This is a genomic window from Carbonatibacter coralli (genome assembly GCF_039592655.1).
GTDB lineage: Bacteria > Pseudomonadota > Alphaproteobacteria > Kiloniellales > Kiloniellaceae > Carbonatibacter > Carbonatibacter coralli.
Genome location: NZ_JBBUTJ010000003.1, coordinates 112,523 through 132,248 on the forward strand (window position 1 = coordinate 112,523; position 19,726 = coordinate 132,248).

The following is a 19,726-nucleotide window of genomic DNA, read 5'->3' on the forward strand; positions in this document are numbered from 1 at the left end:
CTTCAGCAACAAAGACTTCTTGTGCAGACAGAGAACAAAGAGGTCAAGCTCTACTTCCGCTGGGCCAATCCGTTGAGAATCGCACAGTCAGGATTGTTATCACCGGGGCAGCGATCAACAAGCGGCAGAAGGCTGTCACGCATGGCCTGCAGTTCGGCAATCTTGTTCTCTATCTGCTGAAGATGAGCCATAGCCAGTTCCTTGACCTGTGCAGAAGTCCTGTTCTGGTCCTTCCAGAGATCAACAAGAGCCGAGACCTCCGGAATGCTGAAACCCAGCCCCCTTGCCCGGGAAATGAATTTCAGGATTTCCACATCCTTTTCACTGTAATCCCTGTAGCCGGCAGTTGTTCGTCCTGCAGCCTCGATCAGCTTTACAGACTCATAATAACGAATGGCCTTTCGCGAAACGCCGGATTGATCAGAAGCTTCACCAATTTTCATTGGTCTTCCCCTGTTGACTGTCTGGATGGTTGATACTGCTCAAAGCACTTTTGCAAAGAAGGATAAAGCAGCAGGGAAGAGACAACAACCGTTACGGAGGAAAAGGCCATGGCCACCCCGGCAAGGGTTGGACTGAGAATACCAAAGGCCGCAAGGGGAATTCCCAGACAGTTGTATATGAAAGCCCCGAAGAGGTTGTGACGTATTTTTGAATAGATCAGTCGCCCGGACAGAAAAATCTGTACAGTCTGGCTGACCCGATCCGAAAGCAGACTCACCGGTGCGGCCTTGATCGCAGCGTCTGTTCCCCCACCCACTGCGATACCAACATCCGCAGCAGCCAGTGCAGGAGCGTCATTCATGCCATCCCCGACCATTGCCACCTTTTTCCCGCTGGCCTGCAGAGCTTTGATCACAGAGAGCTTCTGATCCGGTTTTTGCTGGGCATAGACTTCCTGAATATTCAATCTCTCAGCCAGCCGCCACACGGAACTTTCCCGGTCACCACTGAGCACGGCAGTCCCGAGACCGAGACTAGCCAGCATGGAAACGGTTTCCCGGGCATCCTCTCTCGCTTCATCTTCAAAGCCATACAGGGCAACGAGCGTCTGGCTTCCGGAATCAAGGGGAACAAAGGTTACAACCACAGACGTCATTTCCCGCACCCAGCTCATGTCGGCTTCCGGCCTGAAATCTTCCGGTTGGTTCTCCACCATTTCCAGGGAGCCAGCCAGAAGAGTCCCCATGCCCTCAACAACAATTTTCAGGCCCGAACCTGCTTCTTCGCTGGACTGATAGAAAACATGAGCAGGTTCCGAAGGTTGTTCAAATGCACGAATGGCCGAAGACAAGGGGTGTGTACTGCCTCCCAGCGCGCTGAACAGAACCCTGACGAGTTGGTTGTCGGGATCATCAAAACAGGCCTCGTTTTTCCATGTCCTGACGACCACCGGCTTCCCCTTTGTCAGGGTTCCGGTTTTGTCAAAGGCAACCAGGGAAATCCCCTGCAGGGCCTCAATGACAGACGCATCCCTGAAAAGGATACCATGACGGGCCGCCATGCCAATTCCCACGCGCAACGCAGTCGGAGTTGCCAGACCAAGGGCGCAGGGACAGGCAATCACCAGCACTGAAATGGCAGGGACGATTCCTTCGACAAAGGCGCCGGTCCAAAGCCACCAGCCACCAAATGTGAGGAGTGCCACTCCCAGAACAGCCGGGACAAAAAGTGCAGCCACTCTGTCGACCAGCTTTTGAATGGGTGGTTTGCTTTGCTGTGCCTCTTTAACCTGGGCAACAATTTTCGAAAGGAAAGAATCCTCACCCAATGATGCAGGGTCCAGCTCCAGCATATTGTTCTGATTGAGAGTTCCACCGATAACTGTATCGCCGACCTTTCTGGTGACAGGAAGTGATTCACCTGTTACCAGACTTTCATCCACGGCACTCTCTCCCTGAACGATTATACCATCACAGGGGATTGACTGGCCCGCGGCAACAATAACCCGGTCAGTCTGCCTGATCTCCGAAGCCCTGATTTTTCTTTCCTGCCCGTCCCGCCTGACAAGGGCTGTTGCCGGACGCAAGGCCAGCAAAGCCTGAATGGCCTGGTTGGTTTCGTTCTTGGCGCGTTCCTCCATGATCTTCCCAACCAGAACGAGCAAAATCACAACAGCAGATGTCTCGAAATAAAGGTTGTGGGCCAGATGAACCGACCAAAGCGCTTCCGTGCCACGAAAAGACACATCCTGGATCATGATCCCGAGCGAGAGCACAAACGCCGCTGTGGTTCCAATAGCCACAAGCGTATCCATTGTGGCGGTTCCCGCTTTCAGAGACTGCCAGAACCCGCGGTAAAACCGTGCGCCAGCCAGAAATTGAACAGGGGCAACCATCAGCAATTGAAGCAGGGGAGGAATTCCTGCGTGATAGCCAAACAGAGGCAAGAGCATCTGCCCCATCAGCGGCAGGGTAAGAACCAGAGCCATCAACAAAAGGGGTTGTCCCCAAAGCGCTCTTGAAGAGACAGGCTCCTCCTGCCCGGTTTCATCCCCGGTTCCGGATGCCTGATAACCCTTTTTGTCCAGAGATGAAATCAGCCGTCTTTTCACCGTGTCCGGATTTTCACGGGCATCAATTTCAAGAACAGCTTCAGAACCAAGCAGGTCAACGGATGCGCCCAGCGCAGCCTTGTCACTCAGCAATATCTTTTCAACAGAACGGACACAACCGGCGCAGGACATGCCTGAAATCCTGAGGTTCAGGGTGTGGGTTTCTGTCTTTTCAAGTGTTGTCATGATCTTCAAAAAGCAATGGTTATGTGTTTACTGACGTAAAATGGGCCTTCCCCCAGGGGCAAGGTCAAGAAGACAAAAGTCAGACGCCAGAAGACATTCTTGAAAATATGTTACGGAAAGGCTTTCAAAGCGACGAAAGCACCTGATATAAGGGTCTTCTCCTGTTTTGAAAGCAATCAGGGGTTTGCAGAATAATCTTGATTTCAAAGTGTGCCGCCATGCTTCTACTCATTGATAACTATGACAGCTTTACCTACAACCTCTATCACTATTTCGGTGAGCTTGGTGCTGACACTGTTGTTCACAGGAACGATCAGATCACTGTTGAGGAAGCTCTGGCTCTGAAACCGGACCACATTGTTATTTCGCCGGGTCCCTGTGACCCGAGTTCCGCCGGGATTTGCCTGGAGCTGATCGAAAAACTCGAGGGCCGTATCCCGCTTCTTGGCGTCTGTCTTGGACACCAGTCAATCGGTCAGGTCTATGGTGCCTCCATTGTGCGCGAAAAACCCATGCACGGGAAACTCAGCGAGATCACACACACAGACAGCTCCGTTTTCAAAGGGTTGCCCAACCCCTTGACGGTCACCCGCTACCATTCCCTGACAATTGATCCTGCGACTGTACCGGAGTGTCTGGAGGTCACAGCCCAGACCGAGGATGGTGTGATTATGGGTGTCAGTCACAAGACACTTCCTGTTCACGGCGTTCAGTTCCACCCGGAATCGATTGCTTCCGAAAAGGGGCACGATCTGCTGAAAAACTTTCTGGCACTGTAACTCAGGAAAATAGAGAGGCCTCATCATGGCGGCAGGAACATCATTTGATCTCAAAAGCTTTATTGCCAGTGTCGTTGAAGGCAACGATCAGAGCTTTGAAGAAACGCAGAAAGCCTTCGGTTGCCTGATGGATGGTGAAGCCAGTGCGACACAGATTGGCGCCCTCCTTACAGCCTTGCGCATGAAAGGCGAAACTGTGCCCGAGATCACTGGTGCAGCAGAAGCCATGCGCGATCGCATGGTGCCGATCTCGGCTCCTGAAGGAGCCATTGATGTCTGCGGGACAGGAGGCGATGCAAAAGGCACACTGAACATCTCCTCAACCGTCGCCTTTGTCGCAACAGCTGCAGGCGCGACAGTTGCCAAGCACGGCAACCGTGCAGCCTCTTCCAAAAGCGGCGCAGGAGACGTTCTTGAAGCCCTTGGCATCAACTGTGCCGCCGAGTTCGACCTCGTTGAAAAGGCCCTGAGGGACAACGGCACCTGCTTCCTCTTTGCTCAACGCCATCATCCGGCAATGCGTCACGTTGGACCAAGCCGTGCTGAACTGGGTATGCGGACAATCTTCAATTTCCTCGGCCCCCTCTCGAACCCCTGCCGGATCAAAAAACAGCTGATGGGTGTTTTTGATCGCAACTGGGTCGAGCCTCTTGCACAGGTCCTCAAGCAGCTCGGACACGAGACTGCGTGGGTTGCCCACGGTGCGGAAGGTCTGGATGAACTGTCCATTTGCGGTGAGTCCCTCGTAACGGAACTTAAAAACGGCCAGCTTTCCAGCTTCAGTGTTGTTCCGGAAGACGCAGGCCTCGAACGCGCCCCTCTTGATGCAATCAGAGGAGGCGATGGCGCTCATAACGCCAGGGCAATGCGTGCACTTCTTGCCGGAGAGGATACCGGTGCCTATCGCACATCCGTTCTGCTCAATGCCTCCGCTGCCCTGATCGTTGCCGGAATTGCGAGCGATCTGAAAGACGGCGTGGCCCGCGCTACCGAAGCAATAGACAGTGGCGAGGCCCTGAAACGTCTCGACGGACTGGTTGCCATCAGCAATGGCAACTGACGAAACCTTCAAAAGACAGGAAAGACAATCGTGAGTGATGTTCTCACCAAAATCTGCAATGACAAACGCAATCATGTAGCAGAGTGCAAAGGCCGTGTTGCCTTGTCCAGGCTGGAATATCTTGCAAAGGAGCAATCTCCGGCACGCGGCTTTTACAAGGCTCTTCAGGCCAAAAAAGATGCTGGCCGCTACGGATTGATCGCCGAGATCAAGAAAGCGTCTCCGTCCAAAGGTCTCATTCGTGCGGACTTCAACCCGGCGGAGTTGGCCAGATCCTATGAAAACGGCGGCGCAGCCTGTATGTCTGTCCTGACAGATGTTCCCTATTTTCAGGGCCATGACGATTATCTGAAAGAAGCACGTGCGGCTGTCTCTCTGCCCGCACTGCGCAAGGACTTCATGGTTGATCCCTACCAGATTACAGAAGCCCGTGCCCTTGGAGCCGACTGTATTCTGCTGATCATGGCCGCCCTGGATGACCAGCAGGCCCGTGATTTTGAACAGCAGGCCTTTGAGCTGGACATGGATGTCCTTATTGAAATTCACGATGGCGAGGAGCTGGATCGCGCCCTCAGGCATCTGAAGTCGCCTCTGCTCGGGATCAACAACCGCAACCTCAAAACGCTGGACGTGACCCTGAAAACAACAGAGGAACTGGCCGAACGTGTTCCTTCGGATCGTCTGCTGGTTGCCGAGAGCGGCCTCTTCACACCGGAAGACCTTCTGCGCATGTCCAGGGTTGGTGCGACGACTTTCCTCATTGGCGAATCACTCATGCGCAACGATGATGTTGAAAAAGCAACAAAAGAACTGCTTGCCCAGTAGAGACCCGAAATCGGAGTATTGCCATGTCAGAAAAAAACTTCACGCATTTTGACCAGGATGGTCATGCCGTCATGGTGGATGTTTCTGACAAGGCCGAAACAGAGCGCTCGGCAACAGCCGCAGGACGCGTTGTCGTCTCCGATGAAACCTATCGTCTGATCCGTGAAGGTGGTTTCAGGAAAGGCGATGTTCTCTCTGTTGCCAGACTGGCCGGAATCATGGGGGCCAAACGGACCCCTGATCTCATCCCCCTTTGTCATCCCCTGATGCTGACTTCTGTCAAGGTTCATCTACAGCTGTCTGAAACAGAAAAAGCTGTTGAGATTACAGCGACCTGCAAGCTCAAGGGGCAAACAGGCGTCGAGATGGAAGCGCTCACTGCCGTTTCAGTTGCCGCCCTTACAGTCTACGACATGTGCAAGGCTGTCGATAAGGGCATGGTCATAACGGATGTGCGCCTGCTTGAGAAAAAGGGCGGAAAATCAGGTCACTTTACAGCCAGCTGAAAAAGGCGGAGATCAGAACATGAAACACGCATCCCCCCTGCTCCCGCAGGAAGAGGCTTTCGACATTCTCCTGAAGGAGCTCTCCGCAGTTGGCTCGGAAGACATTCCGCTGGTTGAAGCGCAGGGCCGCGTGCTGTCCGGGGACGTTGTTGCCCGCCTGACACATCCCAAACGGGCTGTTTCTGCGATGGATGGCTATGCTGTGCATTCAAACTCCATAAAAACTGTTCCGGTTGATCTGGATGTCGTTGAAGTTGCACAGGCAGGTGGTGCTCTTCCCCGTTCCCTTCCGCAAGGCAAAGCCTGCCGTATTTTCACAGGCGCCCCTTTGCCCGAAGGCGCCGACACCATTGTTATTCAGGAAAACACTGAAAAACCGTCAGAAACCACTGTCCGGGTCCTTCAAAGTGAAAACCCCGGTCGTTTCGTCCGGCCAGCCGGGCTGGATTTTTCTGCCGGAGATATTGGCATCAGGGCCGGAAAGCGCCTGAACGATCGCGATCTGGCACTGGCAGCTGCGATGGGATACAGCTGGCTTTCCGTTCGTCGCCGTCCGCGTATCGGCATTCTGGCAACAGGCGATGAAGTTGTCTTGCCCGGCGAGCCCATGGCTGACAACCAGATCATCAGCAGCAACACCATTGCCCTGACCGGTTTTGTCAAAAATCAGGAGTGTGATCCTGTTTTCCTCGGGATCGCACGTGACAACGAAGACGACCTGAAAGACAAGGTGCTGTCCCAGCTTGCCCAGTTTGACCTGATTGTCACGACAGGTGGCGCTTCCGTGGGTGACTTTGATCTTGTGCGCAGACTGCTGGCCGAGGAAGAAGAAACCAGGGTTTACTTCAGCAAACTTGCCGTTCGTCCGGGCAAGCCCGTAATCTTTGCAAAACGTCGGGGAATTCCCGTTCTTGCTCTACCCGGCAACCCGGTGTCCGCCATTGTCGGTGCCCACACAATGCTGAAACTTGCCCTGCAGTGTCTTTCCGGTCTTTCCAATCCTTCACTGGCCTACGACAGTGCCATTCTGGGAAGCGTCATTCCTGAAAATGATCAGCGTATGGAATACATGCGTGCCGAACTGAGCTTTTCTGAAACCGGTACTCTTCTGGTCACACCCTACTCAAAGCAGGACAGCGGCATGCTTTCAACTCTTCAGAAGGCAACAGCACTGATCATCAGACCTGCCCTGTCCCCCGTCATGAAACCGGGCGACAGTGTCAGAATTATTCGTCTCGACCGCTAACAACCAAAAAGCTGCTACCCAAAAAACTGCTACAAAGAGCTTTTCGTCACGCGCTCCCTCAGGGTCGCAACGGTTTCAGCCTGATAGGCCATCTCTTCAAGGGAATTGCGCATCGAGGAAATCGTGTCGGACTCGGAAATGATCCAGCGGCGGAAATTCTGCACCGAGCTGCTTTCCAGATCTTCCGGGCGGGAAAGCAGATAATAGCCGTAACCACTCGGATGGCGATCCTCCAGCGGAGCAACCAGTTCTCCGCTCTCCAGTTCCCTCTGAAAAAGATGCGGATCTGTGATCACAATACCGCCCTGCTTGAGCGCATACTGTGTCGCAAGGCTTGCCGTATCAAAAATCTGACCGCTCTGGGGGTCTGTGCGATTGTACCCCTTGTCACGTAGCCAGTTGCTCCAGGTCAGATAGGGCAGCCCGTCAACCTTGATGTGCAGCAGGTTGTTTTGCAAAAGGAAATCCTCAAAGCTGTCCCCTTCGAAAGCAGCCCAGACATCCGGCTTGCAAAGCGGTGTAATCTTTTCCAGCCACAACAGATCCATCACATATTCACTGACTTTCGGGGCTGTGTAAACCAGAGCCAGATCAAGATTTTCCTTTTTAAGATCAACAGCATCTCTCAATGAGTTAAGAGAAAGGTTTGTATCTTCGTATGCGGTTTCGAACTCGCTGATCAGGCCGATCCCGATGCGCTCTGCAAAGGTTGGCGGCATGGCCAGTCGCAAGGCCCCAAGACCATCCCCGACAACAATGTCACTCATCTTTTTCTCGAGACTGTCAAAGGCCTGTGTGACAACAGGCAACAGGGCACGGCCCTGCTCGGTCAGTTCAAGCTGGTGGTGCTTGCGCTCAAAAAGCCTGATGCCCAGCAAGTCTTCCAGATTGATCACGTGACGGCTCACAGCGCTCTGCGTCACAGAGAGACTGTCGGCGGCTCGCGTAAAGCTCAGATGATGTCCTGTTGCTTCAAAAGCCCGCAGGGAATTCAATGGCAAGGTGCGACGGTTTATTTTCACAGCCAGACCCTTTCAAAAAGGCAGAGTAACCTGCACCTATTTCAATACAACTGCCTGAACTCTATCAAGTCTGGACTGGTCCTGCCAATCCCGATGATTGAAGACCTGTCCTTCCCGGCGAATTCTGGCGCTTTCCTTCAGGTCCAGATCCGCATGAATCCAGCAGGCCCTGTCCAGCTCCCCGCTCAGGACGACACCGTCATCCGGCAACCCGTAATCCGGCGGCGAATAGATACCGGCCGCGCCGCGATTCTCGTCAACAGCCGGAGACCACAGGGCCTCGCCAACAGTCGGAGACTGAACCACGAAACACTGGTTTTCCAGAGCCCGTGCCTGCGCCCCCAGACGCACCCGGTAATAGCCCGCAAGCGTATCTGTACAGCTCGGCGCCAGAATAAGACTGGCGCCGGCTTCAATCTGTGACCTTGCAATCAGCGGGAATTCAACATCATAGCAAATATTGATCCCGAAGGTCCCGAACGCTGTTTCAAAAACCCTGGGTTCTGTTCCACCTGCAATGTTCCAGACTTCCCGTTCAAACCGGGTCATCACCAGTTTTTCCTGATAGTCCTGCTGCCCTTGCGGACCAAAAACATAAGCGCGGTTTCTGTACTCCGATCCAACCCGGACAGGAATGGAAGGAGCAACGATCCACAGGGCCTGCTGTTGGGCCAGCCCGGAAAACAACCTGAGGAAATCCGGCAGAAAATCCTGCAACGCTTCGATTTGACCTGACAGGTCCTGTCGAAGATCATTGCCCATAAGCGCAGTGATATCCATCGCTCCATATTCCGGAAACAGCAGGAGATTTGCTCCACCTCCCTGCGCCTCCAGTACCCATTTTTCAATATGTGCGCAGTAACCATCCCAGGATTGATGCTCAATAATGGGGTACTGTGCCGCAGCAAGCTTCAGAGAAGACATTTTATCAGGTCCCTTACAGCAGTGACTTGATCCAGAACTGGAGAGGTTTTCCGGTTTCCTCGTCCTGATCGATATCCTGCCAGGAGTATTGAGCCACAGCCCCTTCCAGTCTTTTGAATCCGCGATTGGTCCAGAAGCTGTCCAACGGCTTGTAGCCTTCCGGCTTCAGAGGATGATCATCCGGCCTGATCACACCGCAAAAAGCGGCTGCCCTGAAGCGGTTGAAGCTCCTCGCGTGGGCTTCACGATGCTCGAAAAAAGCCACTCCGGCACCACGCCCGCGATAGGCAGCTTCCAGAACGGATTCACCGAAATAGAAAACATCACGAGGATCAATCCCCAGATCGCGGAAAGGCTTCTGGAAATTTTCCTCTTCCTGCTCCAGAGGCAAGGCTGTTGAAGCCCCGACCACACGATCGCCATCAAAGGCACAGACGACAACAGCATCCCGGGTTTGTGCATAGGTCTGAAGGTAGTTTTCCTCATAGGCGGGATCACCTTCATAGAGATAGGGAAAGGAGCGGAAAACCTCCATTCGAAGACGCGCAAGATCCGGCAAATAATCCAGCAGTGCCTCTCCGGTCAGAGGTTTGAAGGTCAAACCGCCACGTTCACTCGGTGGCACCAGTCCTGTTTCAAGCGTCATTTCGTCCTCCCTGACACTGTTGCTGCTGTACCCCTGTTTTATTTGGAGACCTGGGCAATCCAGTCTTCCAGATTGTAGTAATTGCTGATCCGGGCAACCTTGCCGTCCCTGACTTCAAAAAAAGCGCCTGCCGGCAGAACATATTTCTGTCCCGTGGCTTCCGGCAATCCTTCGTCTGTCGTCAGGTACTCACCATTCACAACAAACTCGGACGCACCGCGTGTCCCGTCTTCCGACATCATAATGACCATATCAGTCAGCGTTTCACGATAACAGCGGTTCATATGCTCAAGAAAGCTTCTGAAAGCCTCCTTGCCGATCTGGCGTTCTCCCTGATTGATGTCATGGGCCACATCATCTGTCAGCAGTGACAGAAACTGTTCAACATCCGCAGCATGAAAGGCATCATAGTAGGCCTGAATAACGGCTTTGCTGTTTTGAGACATGGTGAAAGGCTCTCCCTCGTTTGCTATTGAAGCGATCTTTGCAAAAAAAGAAGTTGTATGAACAGAAAAAAACGACAGTTTTCAATCTGTTTCGCCAAAAAGAAGGGCACGGTCCAAAGAGTGGGCACTGCGGATTCAACGCTCCTGCGCTGACGATGTCGATCACCAAATCAGAGATACTCGGATACCGAAATGTGTTCCGCGATCCCGTTATTCAAAACACAATGCTTTGCTCTCTGACGCCCCTTCCCCGACAAGTCGGCAAACCGCAGTTTCACCTCTATGCAGATCAGAGCGATCCCCGGCATCTCTCGAACAGACAAGATCAAAATATCTGTCCCTTTGCTGCCTGTGCCGGTTTTCTGCATCAACTCCCTGATTTTCCAAAACAACACGCCTGTTTAAAAGTCCGCGGGATGCAAATGTCCTTGCCAAGACCTGCTGACACGCAAAAAAGGCCTCCACTTGAAGCAGAGGCCTTTTTGTTCAAATCACCGGGCAAGTCCTACAGATCAGCCAGCCGTGCCAGAGCTTCTTCCAGCTTGGCCTTGGTGCCTTCAAAATCAGCCTTGCGATCATGCTGCTCCTTCACAACATGCTCTGGTGCCTTGGAGACAAAGCTTTCATTGGCCAGTTTCTTGTTGATCTTTTCAATCTCGACCAGGGTCTTTTCCATCTCCTTGTTGAGACGCGCCTTTTCCTGCCCGACATCAATCAGGTCACCCAGTGGCATCACAAAGGTTGTTTCCTCGACAACGACCTGAATGGCACCCTTTGGCATTTCACCGGACAGCTCTTCAAGAGAGGACAGACGGGCCAGACGGCTGATCAGATCAGTGTTTTCGCTCATGCGGCGACGAATTTCGTCATTCCCGTCACTCAGATACAGGGGAGCCTTGACTGACGGAGGCGTGTTCATCTCCGCACGAACGGCACGGACGTCGGAAATCAGCCGGATCACCCAGTCCATATCTGCATCGGCCTGCGCATCGATATGCGCATCGGTAAAGGTCGGCCAGCCTGAAGAAATCAGCAAACCGGCATCCTTTCCGCCAAAGTTCTCCCAGAGTTCTTCGGTGATATAAGGCATGAACGGATGCAGTAAATGCAGGATCTGCATCAGAACCCAGGCAATGGTCTTGCGGGTTTCCTCAATTGCTCCGGCATCTTCACTGCCGAGGATCGGCTTGGAAAACTCAAGATACCAGTCACAGAAATCATTCCAGACGAAACGGTAAACAGCATTGGCTGCATCGTTGAAACGATAGCCTTCAAGCGCTGTTTCAATTTCCTGCGTCGCCTTGGCAACCTTGCCAACGATCCATTTGTTGACCTTCAGATTACAGGACAGCGGATCAAAGGCCCGATCGAACTCGGCTCCGTTCATCTCGCAATAGCGAGCCGCATTCCAGAGTTTGGTTCCGAAGTTCCGGTAGCCCTCAACGCGTGAGGTTGCCAGCTTGATATCACGCCCCTGTGCCGCCATGGCAGCAAGGGTAAAGCGCAGGGCATCACAGCTGTATTCCTCGATGATTTCCAGCGGATCAATCACATTGCCCTTGGATTTGGACATCTTCTGACCGTTCTCATCACGCACCAGAGCGTGAATGTAGACAGTCTTGAAAGGAATTTCCTTCATGAAGTAGAGGCTCATCATCATCATCCGGGCCACCCAGAAGAAGATAATGTCAAAGCCTGTCACCAGCACATCGCCGGGATAGTAGCGATCCAGCTCGGGAATTTCATCGCCCGGACCACGCCAGCCCAGTGTCGAGAAAGGCCACAGTGCAGAAGAGAACCAGGTGTCCAGAACATCCGGATCACGGTTCAGTTCAACACCATCCCTGCCATAGTGTGCTGCAGCGGCCTTCTGTGCAGCCTCTTCACTCTCCTCGACGAAAATCTCGCCATCAGGCCCATACCAGGCCGGAATTTGGTGGCCCCACCAAAGCTGTCGGGAAACACACCACGGCTGAATGTTGCGCATCCAGTCGTAATAGGTGTTCTCCCACTGTTTAGGGACAAACTCTGTCTTGCCTGTTTCCACCGCTTCCAAAGCCGGTTTGGCCAGTGTTTCGGCATCAACATACCACTGGTCTGTCAACCATGGCTCAATCGGCACACCCGAACGGTCCCCGTGGGGGACCATGTGTACGTGATCTTCAATCTTCTCGAGAAGACCAAGAGCCTCGAATTCCGCAACAATCCTTTTGCGCGCATCAAAACGTTCCATGCCCTGATATTCGGCAGGCCCGTTTTCATTGATGTGAGCGAATTTATCAAAGACGTTGATCATCTCAAGCCCGGCGCGACGTCCGACTTCAAAGTCATTGAAATCGTGAGCCGGTGTGATCTTCACAGCACCGGAACCCGTTTCAGGATCCGCGTATTCATCCCCGACAATCGGAATAAGACGACCAACAATCGGCAGTTTGACATTCTTGCCAATCAGATCCTGATAGCGCTCGTCTTCAGGGTGAACGGCAACACCGGTATCGCCCAGCATTGTTTCCGGACGTGTTGTCGCCACAACAATGTAGCGTCCCTCTTCCCCGTCAATCGGATAGCGGAAATGCCAGAGCTTGCCGTTGAGCTCCTTTTGCTGCACTTCCAGATCGGAAATCGCCGTGAGCAGCTTCGGGTCCCAGTTGACCAGACGCTTGTCCTTGTAGATCAGGCCATCCTTGTAAAGTCGTACGAACACGGAACGCACGGCCTCGGAAAGCCCCTCGTCCATTGTAAAGCGCTCACGTGGCCAATCGGCAGATGCGCCAAGGTGACGGAGCTGCTTGACAATATTGCCGCCGGATTCAGCCTTCCAGTCCCAGACAGCATCCAGGAATTTTTCCCGGCCAAGATCGTGTCGGGAAATACCCTTTTCAGCCAGCTGACGCTCGACAACCATTTGCGTTGCAATACCCGCGTGGTCCGTACCCGGCTGCCAGAGGGCATCAAAACCCTTCATGCGCTTGAAACGGATCAGCAGGTCCTGCAGGGTAAAGGTCAGAGCATGCCCCATGTGGAGGTTGCCTGTCACATTCGGCGGCGGCATCATGATTGTATAAGGCAGGGAATCAGAGCCTGGGTCGGCAGAAAAGGCCCCTGACTGTTCCCACTGTGTATAATGCTTGGCTTCGATTTCAGCCGGGTTAAAGGTTTTGTCCAGCATTGCCGGGTCCTTTTTTATCCTGATCAATCCATTGATGCAAAAACTGTGAACGCTCTTCGAACACAGGGCAGATTGACCTTAGCTAGCAGGTTGACGGTATGAAGAAAAGAGGGCTTGAGATTTTATCGTCAGAAAAGTTCCCAAATATCCAAAAGTCTCCAGAAAAGGCAAAAGGCCGGAACAAGTTCCGGCCTTCTGATAAAGGTGTATTTCCTGTTCTTCAGAGATCCTCGGCACGCCGGACCATTTTGCGAATTTCCTCGCGCACGATCTTTTCAACCATTGGAGCCAGACGAACATCCAGCCAGGCTTTCAGCTCCGGAACAAGGGCTTCACGGACAAGATCCTCGATTGTCTTGCCGCTGCCAATCGCAAGCGAGCGCTGCGCTACAGCAGCCTTGGCAATTTCCGACAAAGCGGATGCTGTCACTTCCTGAGTGACATCCGCCAGCATGCTTGGCCCTTTGGTTTCAGCAGGTTCGTCTGCTTCAAACACAGCATCTGTTTCTGCAGCAACCAGGGGCATTTCCGTTTCTGAAACAGACTCTTCGAACGTGAAGTCGTCCTCATCCCCGTCATCACTTTCACTGTCACCATCATCAAAAGCGAGTTCAACACCCTCTTCGTCAGATGTGTCATCAGCGACTTCCGTTTCCATGGCATCGGCAAGCGCATCAAAGGCATCGCCGCCGTCCAGCTCTTCCGATTCTTCAGCAGACTGGGCTTCCATTTCCGGTTCAGCCTCGACCTCCGGTTCAGGTTCAGCCTCTTCAGGAGCTTCCATTTCCGGCTCAACCTTGTCGGTCAGCTCGAGAATATCATCTTCTTCATTTTCTTCCTGAGGAACGGCCTGTGCATCCATAGAATTCTCCGCAGGGTTCTGTTGTTCATCAGCCTCATCATCTGAAATAATCCGGCGAATGGACGCCAGGATTTCTTCCATTGACGGTTCACCCTGAGTTTGTTCTTCACTCATTAAAAATGGACCCTAAAAACAGATTAGACGCTGCAATATATGACAAGCTCTACCTTAAGGAAGAGCTCGCCTACAGATTAAACTGCGTTCATAGTATTGAAACAGAAGCAACTTTGCACTCTTTTTTATTGAATGTCTGTTCCGAACCAGCGATCACGGACAGCGTTGTAATTCTGAGACGGATCATAAAGGTCAGCATTCAGGCCGATAAAGTCAGCACTGAGCTTTCCGCTGGCCGCAAGAACATTGTAAGTTGCCACAACTTCGTCACGCTGAGCCACGACCAGATCGACGCTCGCATCCAGCAACTCCTGTTCAGCATCAAGGACATCAAGAATCGTTCTCTGACCGACCTCTTCCTCCTGACGCACCCCCTCAAGAGCAACCTCAGCCGCTGAAACAGCTGTTTGCAGGGACTGAAGCTGGGCACGTGTGCTCACCAGCTGTTCCCAGGATGAAATGGCAGACTCACGAACCGCCAGTTCCTGCTCCCGAACCTCAATCAGCCGCTGGTTTGCAGTATGCTTCGCTTCGCGTACCCGGCTGTAGACAACACCCTGCTGATAAAGAGGGATCGTCACCTGGGCAGTAACCGCACCCGATGTCACATCGGTATCGCGGGACGATTGTTCATCGTTGTAGGCAACGGATCCGTTCAAAGAGACCTCCGGATAAAGCTCCCCCTTTACAAGGCGGATCGTGTCGCGGGCAGCCTGCTCTGTAAAACGTGCAGCCACAACACCCGGGTTGTTTGAATCCGCCTCGTTGAGCAGCCCTTCCAGATTTCCGGGGAGTTGTCCGAACGGAAACGGCTGCTCCACAACAGTGTAAGGCATGCCGATAATCTGTTCATAGGTCGCCGCAGATGACTTCAGGTCACCTTCGGCAGCAACACGCGTCGCAACAGCCTGAGCCAGACGGGATTCCGCCTGGGCCACGTCTGTTCGTGTCAGCTCACCGACTTCGAAACGGTCCTGGACAGCTTCCAGCTGGCGGGCAAGAACACGTTCGTTGCTGATGTTCAGGCGCAGAACGGCTTCGTCACGCCAGACATCCGCATAGGCGCTGACAGCACTCTGAAAAACAGACTGCTCGACAGAGCGCAGTGTTGCCCGTTGTGCCAGCACTGTATTTTCCGCCTGTTCAACCTGTGCCTCGGTCCGCCCACCGCGATAGAGGGACTGACTGATGTTCAGCGCAACAGAGAGAGGCTGGGTGTTCTGGGTTGTATCCCCGTTTGTCGAAGTCCGGGTTCGGCTTCTCTGAAGCCCTGCAGAGGTCGTTCCGCTGAGGTCAGGACGATAGTTGGAAAGCGCTTGCGGCACCTGTTCGTCAACGGCTCTCAGCGCATCGCGCGCAGCCAGAAGCGTCGGATTCGTGTTGTAGGTGCTGACCAGCGCTTCCTGCAAGCTTTCTGCATGGGAAGACGAGGAGCCAAGAAAACCGACTGAACCGGTTAGTGCCAAGACGGCGACAGAGTTCAGCCATAAGCGGTGAATAGCTGTTTTCCTGGAAGCGTGTTTGAGTTTCGTCATTCTTTTTTCCATGCGAGTTGGTTTTAAATCATCACGGGCAGTTTCAAAGTCCCTGCCTTAAGATGTGACGATTATGACAGATTAAAAGGTGAAAGATTCTTCTTTTTTGAAACCCGGCAAAAGTGGAATATTTGCATCGAAAAGAACCTTGACGTTGACAGTTCCCGAGAGCTTTTCAAACAGGCACACACGACCGAGCTGCTGTTTGCCCTTTGTGGACTGATCCATAACAACAGCAATCATGCGGCCATTTTCAGCCAGCTGTGCGGAGTAGCTCTCCGGAACATCATCAACTGCACCATCAAAAACAATGAGATCATAAGGCCCCTGCTTTTCATAGCCGGCCTTGAGATCACCCTGAACAGCAACAGCATTGTTTACCGCCTGTTCATCAAAGTGCCTTGTCATTGTCTCGACAAGACCTTCATCACTGTCCAGAACAACAACGGTGCTGATCAGGTTTGCCAGAACGGCTGCACTGTACCCCGCATTACCACCAACGATCAGAGCCGTCTGCTCTGCCTGCGGATCAAGTGCCTGCAACATTCTCGCAAGAACCATTGGGTCCATCAGAAAACGTCCGTTTCCAAGAGCCAGGTCCTCATCAACATAGGCAATATTCCTGCTTTCCTCTGGAACAAAGGCCTCACGCGCCACCTGGGAAAAAGCGTCAATCAGCCCCTGGTGAATCAGCTTGTTTGTACGCAGGTGGCAATTGACCATATTGAGGCGGGATTGAGTGTAATCTTTCATGAAAGCAACTCTCTTGACCGGATCGTTATTGATATTTGGATCGGATCATAACCAAGTGTCCCCGAGCTTTCCAGTTCTGATTCAACCCGAAATCCAAATATCGCAAAAAAGGGAAACAAGAGGTAAACAAGCCCTTTCAAAATTGCTCAAGATGCTGGTTTTAAAAAAAAGATGATTCGTGGATAAATCATGCTTGACCGATGACTCTTCGCCCTTTATATCCTGCTCCACCACAAGGGAATTGGCCTTGAAGCAAGCGTTGCAATGCTTGATAATCAGGATCGCTTTCCTGCCCGGTGGCCCGATGGCAGAGTGGTGATGCAGAGGATTGCAAATCCTTGTACGTCGGTTCGATTCCGGCTCGGGCCTCCACTTCAGGTTTACAGCCTGAAAACACACTGATCCGCGATAGCTCAGTTGGTAGAGCAAATGACTGTTAATCATTGGGTCGCAGGTTCGAGCCCTGCTCGCGGAGCCAATCAGAAAAAGCTCAGGCTTATCAAAAGCTTGAGCTTTTTCTTTTTTTGATGTTGCATGACAAATTTGTTTGTTTTTTTTGAATTTTACCTCTTGCAGGGCACAAAGCAGATTGCTATAAGCCCCTTGTCGGCGGGAAACGCTGGCAAACACTGATCCGCGATAGCTCAGTTGGTAGAGCAAATGACTGTTAATCATTGGGTCGCAGGTTCGAGCCCTGCTCGCGGAGCCAACATCAAAACCTCAAGTCGAAAGGCTTGAGGTTTTTTGTTTTTCAAACCACTGTATAGTCTCTTTCACTTCTTCAAGGGAAACAGATGGTGTTTGAAATACTGGTGGGACTGAATGTTATCAACGAAGAACGCTATGCAGCCTACCGTGCGGCCATGAAACCGCTTCTGCACGAATACGGCGGGGATTTCGGGTATGACTTTCGCGTCTCCGAAGTCCTCAGGAGTGAAACAGACACCGATATCAATCGGGTTTTCACACTCCACTTTCCCGATGAGGATGCCCAGAAAGCCTTTTTCTCAGATTCGAACTATCTTGCGGTAAAAAAAGAGTTTTTCGATTCTTCTGTCGGTGCCGCTACCAGACTGGCCCAGTATCAGCGTCAGCCCTCCTGAGGCCACAAAAAAGGCTCCGGCAGATACACAGCCGGAGCCTTTTCAAATTCAGTTGCAGCAGGGCAATCAAACCACGAAAGCCCGTTCGCGTGTTGCCGTAAAGCGCAGTTTCGGGAAATCTTCCTGAATGCGGTTCACATCCCACATGTTTCTCGCCATATAGACCGGACAACCGTCGCGGTCTTCTGCAAGGGACGACTTGTTGCGATCCAGAAAACGTCTCACCTCTGCGGGATCATCACCATCCACCCAGCGCGCTGTCACAAAGGGTGAAGCCTCAAAGCCAACCTTGATGCCATATTCGTGCTCGATACGGGTCAGGAGAACGTCAAGCTGCAGACGTCCCACAACCCCGACAATCCAGCCTGCTCCAAGCTGAGGGCGGAACACCTGGGTCACCCCTTCCTCGGCCAGGCTCTCCAGAGCCTTTTGCAAATGCTTTGCCTTCAGAGGATCGTCCAGACGGACCCGTTGAAGAATTTCAGGAGCAAAGTTCGGGATACCCGTGAAGTGAATTTTCTCACTCTCTGTCAGAGTGTCCCCGACACGCAGGGTCCCGTGGTTCGGAATGCCGATAATGTCACCCGGCCAGGCTTCTTCCGCGAGATCTCTCGACTGTGCAAAGAACATGATCGGATTGTGGATGGACATGCTTTTGCCCGAACTCATCTGAGTCAGTCGCATGTTCCGTTTGAACTTGCCGGAACACAGACGCATGAACGCGATCCTGTCCCGGTGCTTCGGATCCATATTGGCCTGCACCTTGAAGACAAATCCGGTGACCTTTTCCTCCTCCGGCTGAATTTCACGCGGTTCAGCCGGTTGCGGACGCGGAGACGGGGCGAAATCCAGGACCCCTTCCAGCAATTGCTGCACACCAAAGGACTTCAAGGCAGACCCGAAGAAAACCGGTGTCATGTGACCATCCCGGTAACTTTGCAGATCAAACTCAAGACAGGCCCCCTGCGCCAGTTCGGCTCCCTCCATCAGTTCCGTGTGCTGTTCCTCACCGAGCAGAGCCGTAATCTTCTCGTCATCCAGCTCTGCAGGGATCGGCTCACCATAGCTGTCAGAACCATCGAAGCTGATAAAGCTTTTGTCCTTCATGCTGTAACAGCCCTTGAAGGTCCCCCCTCCTCCGGCCGGCCACATCATCGGAACAGTGTCCAAAGCCAGAGCTTCGGCGACCTCGTCCATGATTTCAAAGGGATCGCGACCTTCACGATCCATCTTGTTGACAAAGGTGATAATCGGAACGTCGCGCAAACGGCAAACCTCGAAAAGCTTCCGGGTTTGCGCCTCGATACCCTTGGCGGCATCAATCACCATGATCGCCGAATCAACAGCTGTCAGCGTGCGATAGGTGTCTTCCGAGAAGTCTTCGTGACCCGGTGTGTCAAGCAGGTTGAAAATCGCACCGCCGTATTCGAAGGTCATGACAGATGTCGTGACAGAAATACCGCGGGCCTGCTCAATCTTCATCCAGTCCGAATGCGCGCGCCGGTTTTCACCCTTGGCCTTGACCTGCCCCGCCATGCGAATGGCTCCACCCAGCAAAAGAAGTTTCTCGGTCAGGGTGGTCTTACCGGCATCCGGGTGAGAAATAATCGCGAAGGTTCTACGATTGGCGGCTTCAGTGGCAACTTGGGATGTCATAAGGCTCAAATCTCGGCATCATGTACGTGGGCTGTGTACACTTTTGTTATCGCTTGAACGTTCTTCTCGTGAAAAACGGATTGAGCAGAAACAACAGCAGAGCCCCCGAACAGTCAAGAACAATCGCGCATTCTGCTGCTTTCTGTTCTTCTCCCGGTCTTTCCAGCCCACCGAAGCAGGAAAACAGAAGTCTCATCTGCGGAAAGAAAGCTCGCAACTCCTTGCTTCCCAAAAGAAAAAAACTTTTTCTTTTCCCATATTTGACTTTTACATCTCTCCTCTCTTTAATTGAGAAAGATTCTCATTCTCTTTTGACTGTGTGCTTTCAGGAGCCCGCACG

General features: G+C 52.7%; 17 protein-coding genes and 3 tRNA genes. 9 read left to right on the forward strand and 11 right to left on the reverse strand.

The genetic code is table 11. From position 1 onward, the window contains the following. Positions 1-50: 50 nt before the first annotated feature. Together cueR and AAAH10_RS08940 are read right to left on the reverse strand one after the other, a co-directional pair. Positions 51-443 carry a Cu(I)-responsive transcriptional regulator gene (gene cueR / locus AAAH10_RS08935; RefSeq protein WP_343562678.1) on the reverse strand — a complete coding sequence of 131 codons (393 nt, stop codon included), beginning with the start codon at positions 441-443 and terminating at the stop codon, positions 51-53. Next, positions 440-2,740, reverse strand: a complete 2,301-nt coding sequence (locus AAAH10_RS08940; protein ID WP_343562679.1) for a heavy metal translocating P-type ATPase — start codon at positions 2,738-2,740, stop codon at positions 440-442. The genes cueR and AAAH10_RS08940 overlap by 4 nt, the downstream gene beginning before the upstream one ends. 218 nt (positions 2,741-2,958) lie before the next feature. Here AAAH10_RS08940 and AAAH10_RS08945 point away from each other — a divergent pair, with 218 nt between their 5' ends. The 5 genes from AAAH10_RS08945 to AAAH10_RS08965 are packed head-to-tail and all read left to right on the forward strand — an operon-like array spanning position 2,959 to position 7,156. Continuing rightward, positions 2,959-3,519, forward strand: a complete 561-nt coding sequence (locus AAAH10_RS08945; protein ID WP_343562681.1) for an anthranilate synthase component II — start codon at positions 2,959-2,961, stop codon at positions 3,517-3,519. A gap of 25 nt (positions 3,520-3,544) precedes the next feature. Further along, positions 3,545-4,579, forward strand: coding sequence for an anthranilate phosphoribosyltransferase (gene trpD, locus AAAH10_RS08950; RefSeq protein WP_343562683.1), 1,035 nt, complete (start codon positions 3,545-3,547; stop codon positions 4,577-4,579). 30 nt (positions 4,580-4,609) lie between these two features. Beyond that, positions 4,610-5,404 carry an indole-3-glycerol phosphate synthase TrpC gene (gene trpC / locus AAAH10_RS08955; RefSeq protein WP_343562685.1) on the forward strand — a complete coding sequence of 265 codons (795 nt, stop codon included), beginning with the start codon at positions 4,610-4,612 and terminating at the stop codon, positions 5,402-5,404. 23 nt (positions 5,405-5,427) lie between these two features. Then, a complete protein-coding gene (gene moaC / locus AAAH10_RS08960; RefSeq protein WP_343562687.1) occupies positions 5,428-5,910 on the forward strand; it encodes a cyclic pyranopterin monophosphate synthase MoaC in 483 nt (160 codons plus the stop codon). A 19-nt stretch (positions 5,911-5,929) separates the two neighbouring features. Further along, complete coding sequence (locus AAAH10_RS08965) at positions 5,930-7,156, forward strand: molybdopterin molybdotransferase MoeA (RefSeq protein WP_343562689.1); 1,227 nt, start codon at positions 5,930-5,932, stop codon at positions 7,154-7,156. Between the two features lie 29 nt (positions 7,157-7,185). Here AAAH10_RS08965 and AAAH10_RS08970 read toward each other — a convergent pair whose 3' ends face one another. The 8 genes from AAAH10_RS08970 to AAAH10_RS09005 all read right to left on the reverse strand — a co-directional run bounded on the left by AAAH10_RS08970 (position 7,186) and on the right by AAAH10_RS09005 (position 16,627). Continuing rightward, on the reverse strand, positions 7,186-8,178 hold the full coding sequence (locus tag AAAH10_RS08970) for a LysR substrate-binding domain-containing protein (RefSeq protein WP_343562691.1): 993 nt from the start codon (positions 8,176-8,178) through the stop codon (positions 7,186-7,188). Positions 8,179-8,214: 36 nt separating this feature from the next. Continuing rightward, positions 8,215-9,102, reverse strand: coding sequence for a carbon-nitrogen hydrolase family protein (locus AAAH10_RS08975; protein ID WP_343562693.1), 888 nt, complete (start codon positions 9,100-9,102; stop codon positions 8,215-8,217). Positions 9,103-9,115: 13 nt separating this feature from the next. Next, positions 9,116-9,748, reverse strand: coding sequence for a GNAT family N-acetyltransferase (locus tag AAAH10_RS08980; RefSeq protein WP_343562695.1), 633 nt, complete (start codon positions 9,746-9,748; stop codon positions 9,116-9,118). Between the two features lie 38 nt (positions 9,749-9,786). Continuing rightward, entirely contained in the window at positions 9,787-10,194 is a 408-nt protein-coding gene (locus tag AAAH10_RS08985; RefSeq protein ID WP_343562697.1) for a ketosteroid isomerase-related protein, read from the reverse strand. A 505-nt stretch (positions 10,195-10,699) separates the two neighbouring features. Further along, on the reverse strand, positions 10,700-13,363 hold the full coding sequence (locus AAAH10_RS08990) for a valine--tRNA ligase (RefSeq protein ID WP_343562699.1): 2,664 nt from the start codon (positions 13,361-13,363) through the stop codon (positions 10,700-10,702). 220 nt (positions 13,364-13,583) lie between these two features. Continuing rightward, positions 13,584-14,339: a DUF2497 domain-containing protein gene (locus AAAH10_RS08995; protein ID WP_343562701.1), complete on the reverse strand. Its 756-nt coding sequence runs from the start codon at positions 14,337-14,339 to the stop codon at positions 13,584-13,586. 125 nt (positions 14,340-14,464) lie between these two features. Next, the gene (locus tag AAAH10_RS09000) at positions 14,465-15,874 is read right to left on the reverse strand and encodes a TolC family outer membrane protein (RefSeq protein ID WP_343562703.1); all 1,410 of its coding nucleotides are present in this window, start codon (positions 15,872-15,874) and stop codon (positions 14,465-14,467) included. Positions 15,875-15,955: 81 nt separating this feature from the next. Continuing rightward, positions 15,956-16,627 carry a protein-L-isoaspartate O-methyltransferase family protein gene (locus AAAH10_RS09005; protein WP_343562705.1) on the reverse strand — a complete coding sequence of 224 codons (672 nt, stop codon included), beginning with the start codon at positions 16,625-16,627 and terminating at the stop codon, positions 15,956-15,958. 298 nt (positions 16,628-16,925) lie between these two features. Here AAAH10_RS09005 and AAAH10_RS09010 point away from each other — a divergent pair. The 4 genes from AAAH10_RS09010 to AAAH10_RS09025 all read left to right on the forward strand — a co-directional run bounded on the left by AAAH10_RS09010 (position 16,926) and on the right by AAAH10_RS09025 (position 17,730). Then, positions 16,926-16,999 (forward strand) — tRNA-Cys (locus tag AAAH10_RS09010). Positions 17,000-17,029: 30 nt separating this feature from the next. After that, a tRNA-Asn gene (locus tag AAAH10_RS09015) sits at positions 17,030-17,105 on the forward strand. A gap of 155 nt (positions 17,106-17,260) precedes the next feature. Continuing rightward, positions 17,261-17,336: transfer RNA gene (locus AAAH10_RS09020), tRNA-Asn, on the forward strand. An 85-nt stretch (positions 17,337-17,421) separates the two neighbouring features. Then, the gene (locus AAAH10_RS09025) at positions 17,422-17,730 is read left to right on the forward strand and encodes a DUF1330 domain-containing protein (RefSeq protein ID WP_343562707.1); all 309 of its coding nucleotides are present in this window, start codon (positions 17,422-17,424) and stop codon (positions 17,728-17,730) included. A gap of 66 nt (positions 17,731-17,796) precedes the next feature. Here AAAH10_RS09025 and AAAH10_RS09030 read toward each other — a convergent pair whose 3' ends face one another. Beyond that, entirely contained in the window at positions 17,797-19,386 is a 1,590-nt protein-coding gene (locus AAAH10_RS09030) for a peptide chain release factor 3 (protein ID WP_343562709.1), read from the reverse strand. Between the last annotated feature and the right edge of the window lie 340 nt (positions 19,387-19,726).

Coding starts and splice junctions, on each gene's coding strand:
- cueR (WP_343562678.1), bottom strand. CDS start 443: ATGAAAATTGGTGAAGCTTCTGATCAATCCGGCGTTTCGCGAAAGGCC.
- AAAH10_RS08940 (WP_343562679.1), bottom strand. CDS start 2,740: ATGACAACACTTGAAAAGACAGAAACCCACACCCTGAACCTCAGGATT.
- AAAH10_RS08945 (WP_343562681.1), top strand. CDS start 2,959: ATGCTTCTACTCATTGATAACTATGACAGCTTTACCTACAACCTCTAT.
- trpD (WP_343562683.1), top strand. CDS start 3,545: ATGGCGGCAGGAACATCATTTGATCTCAAAAGCTTTATTGCCAGTGTC.
- moaC (WP_343562687.1), top strand. CDS start 5,428: ATGTCAGAAAAAAACTTCACGCATTTTGACCAGGATGGTCATGCCGTC.
- AAAH10_RS08965 (WP_343562689.1), top strand. CDS start 5,930: ATGAAACACGCATCCCCCCTGCTCCCGCAGGAAGAGGCTTTCGACATT.
- AAAH10_RS08975 (WP_343562693.1), bottom strand. CDS start 9,102: ATGTCTTCTCTGAAGCTTGCTGCGGCACAGTACCCCATTATTGAGCAT.
- AAAH10_RS08980 (WP_343562695.1), bottom strand. CDS start 9,748: ATGACGCTTGAAACAGGACTGGTGCCACCGAGTGAACGTGGCGGTTTG.
- AAAH10_RS08985 (WP_343562697.1), bottom strand. CDS start 10,194: ATGTCTCAAAACAGCAAAGCCGTTATTCAGGCCTACTATGATGCCTTT.
- AAAH10_RS08990 (WP_343562699.1), bottom strand. CDS start 13,363: ATGCTGGACAAAACCTTTAACCCGGCTGAAATCGAAGCCAAGCATTAT.
- AAAH10_RS08995 (WP_343562701.1), bottom strand. CDS start 14,339: ATGAGTGAAGAACAAACTCAGGGTGAACCGTCAATGGAAGAAATCCTG.
- AAAH10_RS09000 (WP_343562703.1), bottom strand. CDS start 15,874: ATGACGAAACTCAAACACGCTTCCAGGAAAACAGCTATTCACCGCTTA.
- AAAH10_RS09005 (WP_343562705.1), bottom strand. CDS start 16,627: ATGAAAGATTACACTCAATCCCGCCTCAATATGGTCAATTGCCACCTG.
- AAAH10_RS09025 (WP_343562707.1), top strand. CDS start 17,422: ATGGTGTTTGAAATACTGGTGGGACTGAATGTTATCAACGAAGAACGC.
- AAAH10_RS09030 (WP_343562709.1), bottom strand. CDS start 19,386: ATGACATCCCAAGTTGCCACTGAAGCCGCCAATCGTAGAACCTTCGCG.